The organism is Streptomyces sp. W16, assembly GCF_033194735.1.
In the GTDB taxonomy this organism is placed as follows: domain Bacteria; phylum Actinomycetota; class Actinomycetes; order Streptomycetales; family Streptomycetaceae; genus Streptomyces.
This window is the reverse complement of record NZ_JAWOAI010000697.1, coordinates 1-4,257: the sequence shown is the minus strand read 5'-3', so window position 1 is coordinate 4,257 and position 4,257 is coordinate 1. Positions and strand designations below refer to the sequence as shown.

3 protein-coding genes are annotated in these 4,257 nt (G+C 71.2%); 1 reads left to right on the top strand and 2 read right to left on the bottom strand.

What is annotated here, in order from left to right:
- Together R6V09_RS47355 and R6V09_RS47350 are read right to left on the bottom strand one after the other, a co-directional pair.
- Positions 1-980: trypsin-like serine peptidase (locus R6V09_RS47355; RefSeq protein ID WP_317887648.1), on the bottom strand; the 980-nt coding region annotated here is incomplete at its 3' end.
- A 128-nt stretch (positions 981-1,108) separates the two neighbouring features.
- Positions 1,109-2,797, bottom strand: coding sequence for a peroxidase family protein (locus R6V09_RS47350; protein ID WP_317887647.1), 1,689 nt, complete (start codon positions 2,795-2,797; stop codon positions 1,109-1,111).
- Positions 2,798-3,132: 335 nt separating this feature from the next.
- Here R6V09_RS47350 and R6V09_RS47345 point away from each other — a divergent pair.
- The coding region (locus R6V09_RS47345; RefSeq protein WP_317887646.1) for an ATP-binding protein at positions 3,133-4,257 on the top strand (1,125 nt) is incomplete at its 3' end.

The following is a 4,257-nucleotide window of genomic DNA, read 5'->3' as shown; positions in this document are numbered from 1 at the left end:
GCCTCGGCGGGCGCGGGTCCGACCGGCACCGACTGGGGGCCCAACTCGGCGAGCAGCGCCCGCTGTTCCGGTGGCAGCACGGCTGCGGTGAGGTGCCGCATGATGCCGCTGACGCGGACTCCCTCGTTGGCGATCCAGCCCGCGCCGTCGGGATCGGGCACGCCGGCGTGGTGCAGCGCGACGACCTCCCACTGGTCGTTGAAGACGGGCGAGCCGGAGTTTCCGGGCTCGGTGTCCGTGCGGTAGTGCAGGAACCGCGGGAGTTGGTTGAGCAGTTCGTTGGCGCGGACCGCGATCTCCTTCGGCCGCGCGTCGGGGTGGCCGACGATGTTCACCGGCTCGCCGATGACGATCTTCCCCTGTTGGGCGATCAGCTTCAGCCAGCCGTGCACCGCGCCGGGCCGCCTGCCGTCGGTACCGGCCCCGACCGCGACGAGTGTGTAGTCGAGCGCGGGGTCCGTGACGAACAGCTCGTCCGGGGCCAGGTCGTAGGAGTCGACCGGTTTGGGCACACCGTCGGCGTCGGACTCGAAGTCGAACTCCGCGAAGGACCCCGTCGCCGTCGCCACGTCGGGCAGCACGTGGTTGTTGGTGAGCAGCAGGCGCTCCCCCACGAGGAAACCCGTGCCGAACCCGGCCCGCCGTCCGCCCTCGACGATGGAGACGCGGGCGACCGCGCGGGCCGCACGGGCGCCGCGGGCAAGGAAGTTGACGTTCTGCAGGTCGTTCGCGTCGCCGAGGATCCGTTCGAGGACGACGGCGGGACGCACCGGCCCTCCGTCGGAGGGCACCGGCTCCAGTTTTCCCGGGTCGACCTCGCGCTTGCTCACCAGCCGCTTCGCGCGGGCGCGCAGCTGTTCCGCGCTGTCGGCGGCGAAGGGCGAGCCGGTCTCCACCTGCCGTCGCCGGATGTCCGTGCGCTGGTCCGCCGTTTCCCGGTAGCGCTCCACCATGTTCTGCTGCTGTTGTCGTAGGTCCATGCGCGCATGGTCCGGCGAGCGGGTCGTACGGCGCTTCGGGGAACTCCCTACGGCGCACACGCGCCCGCGCCCCCTCCGACGCAGGTCGGCGGGGGCGCGGGAGCAGGGCCCGAGGGAGTGTCGTCGGGTCAGAGGACGCCGGCGAACCGGAGGAAGTCCGGGATCGTGCGCACCGGCCGGCCGTTCGGGAGCAGGACGCCCTGGGCGGGGCTCCAGCTCGTCCGGTTGGCGTACGAGCCGGGGTCCTTGCGGATCTGGCCGATGATGGTCTCGGCGACGATGCGGCTGCCGACCTCGCCGAGTCGCCTGCCCAGTTCGCGTACCTCGGCCTCCTTGAGCACGTAGAACCAGAGTGGGGTCCGGTCGAACAGGCCGGCCGCCTCCAAGGCGGCCTTGACCTCGTCGCTGCTGTCCTGTTCGAGTTCCGCGCGGCTGAGGGGTGCGACTTCGAGCGCCTCGGCCACTGCCTGTCCGGTGGGGGCGGCCAGTCGGTAGCCGCGCAGGAGGTTGCGCTGGGCGAGCCGCTTGAGCAGATCCCTGACCCGTTGGGTCAGGTCCGGGGCGTTGCCCTCGTTGGGCAGGTTGGCGAGCGGCGGCGCGAGCTTGGTGTCGATGAGCCGCGTGAAGCGGTTGGCGAAGGGACTGTTCTTGTCCACCATGCGGTCCCACTCCGCCGGCCAGTTCGACGGAAGCGTGGTCAGCCCGCCGGCGAAGCCGCCCTTGCCGGTGAACTGGAAGAGTTGGTTCAGGGTGGACACGGGTGCCCTGTCGCCGGGCCGGCCGAAGTTGCGGTTCCAGTCGTAGGCGCCGCGCACCATGCTGTGGCCGAAGCGGAAGGCCGCCACCGAGAACTCGATCGGCATGTAGAGGCCGCGCCGGTCCAGGTCGAGCAGGTTGCCCTCCGCCGTGTCCACCCGGTCGACGACGTCGGGGCGTGCCACGGTGCGCAGAAAATCGTGCACGCACAACCACTGGTACGTCCACCGGGTGAGGTCCCGGGCCCGGCGGAAGATCTCCGCGTCCGACTCGAACTCGGGCTCGTTGTCGCGCACCCAGTCGACCGCCGCGTTGTGGAACCGCAGGAACGCCACATGGAGTTGGGCCACCACGAGGTTCTCGTCGTTGCGGTCGTCGCCGACGAGCGGAGTGCGGTCGGCCTTGCGCGGCAGATCCCGCTGCGTGTCGTCGACCGGAGGAATCAGCGCGCCCACATTGGCGGGAACCGGCGAGAGCACGCCCAGCCGGAGCTTGATCCCGTCGTAGGCGACCGCGTTCGTGCCCGCCACCGGTGGCGCGAACGGTCCGTCGCCGTAGACCGAGTCGAGGTTCAGCGCCGGGATGCGCAGGTTCGCCAGCTTCTCGATCACCTCGTCCGGCGGCACGGGCTGCAGGTTCTCATCGGTGATGTTGATCACCAGGTCGCGGTCGGTCGCGGCCGTCAGATCGTGGTCGATGAACTGGCCCCAGTAGGTGTAGATCGGCGGAATCGGCGAGTTGAGGTCCGGGTCGCCCACGTCGTCCGGGGTCTCCACCATCGCCGAGCCCAGTGCGAGCAGGGCTTTGACGACCTTAGCGACGTCGTCGTTCGGCAGGTGGTTGTCCGGGAACTTCTTCGCGAGGTCGGGGAACAAGTAGTCGAAATCAGTGGTACCCACGTGCGCCGCGTCGTCGGTGGACTCCTGAACCACCGTGCTGCGCGTGCTGAGACTCTCCTGGGTCTGGGCGGTCCGCTCCGCTCCGTCCGCACTGTCGAGAATCGCGTGTCCGCCGTGCGTGAGGTTCGTGATCACTCGCCGGAACTGTCCCTGCTCAGTCATCCCGTGTCCCTTTCCGGTCTAGGAACACGCGAGCATTCCCGAACGCCCGCACGACGACTTCGGGGAACTCCCTGCCTCCGCCCGGGACATGCCCTCCGGCGTTCGTGAGCAGCACGCCTGCCGGAACGCCTACGCCACCTGCCGGGTCGGCGGCGCCGGATGCACCGGCGGGTCCTACGCGTCATGGCCTGGCCGCGCGAATCCCGCCGTACGGAGGCCGTCGTAGGACCGTCCCGAGCCCTCACGCCGATCGCCCTCCCGGGGGCACTCTGGAGACATGACGAAACGCCGCAATGGAGCGGCGGGTGTACGGGGGCGTCATGGAAGAAGCAACGATGACCGGCGTGCCGGCGGGCGGCGCGACATACGATCCGGTCCGCGTGTCGGAGGACTCGGGTGCGCGCGGGGCGTACCGCGTCATGGCTTCCGCCGTGCCCGACGAGGTGGCGTCCGTCCCGGAGCCCGTCGGCCTCGTCGGCCGACGCGCCGAACGGGATCTGGTGAACGGCCTGGTGGACGCCCTGCCCCGGCGGGGTGGTGCGCTGCTGCTGAGTGGTGAACCGGGGATCGGCAAGAGCATGGTGCTGCGCCACGCGGCCGCCCGCTGCCAGGGTGCCCGGGTGCTGTGGGCCTGCGGAGTGGAGTCGGAGGCCGTACTGCCGTACGCGGTGCTGGCCGATGTGCTGCTGCCGCTCTACCCGTACTTCGACGAGCTGCCGTCGGCCCAGCGGAGAGCGGTCGAGGGCTGTCTCGCGCTCACGAACGTGGCCGAGTCGAACCCGTACGCGGTGTGCGCGGGCGCGCTCGGTGTGCTGGCCGCCGCCGGCGAGGAGTGGCCGCTGCTGGTCCTCGTCGACGACCTGCACTGGGCCGATCCCTCCTCGCGCCAGGTCCTGCAGTTCGTGGCCCGGCGGCTGGCCACGGAGCGCGTGGCCCTGGTCATGGCGGCGCGCAGGGGGCAGACGGAGGACGGGATCCAGGAGTGCGTGCCGCACACCACGCTGGGGCCACTGACGGACGACGAGTGCTGGGCGCTGTTACGGCGGCAGTCGCTCGACCGGGCGGACCGGGCGGCGGACCGGATCGTGCGGCTGGCGCACGGCAACCCCTTGGTCCTGGTCGAGTACGCCGCGGCGCTCGCCCGGACCCGGGCGTGCGGGGCCGAGCCGTGGGACGACTCGTGGGAGGCGCCCGGGCCGCTGGTGGAGCGGGCGTGGCGCGGACAGTTGCGCATGCTGCCGCCGCGCAGTCGAGAGGCTCTGGTGTACGTCGCCGCCAGCCGGGCCCCGCAATGGCCGTTGCTGCAACGGGTGTTGGCGCTCGACGGACTCACGACCGCCGATCTGGACGCGGCCGAGGCGGCGGGCCTGGTACGGATGCGGGACGGCGCCTGCGAGCTGCGGCATCCCGTGCTGCGGCCGGTGGTGCTGGGACAGTGCGCCACGGTCCGGCGGCTGGAG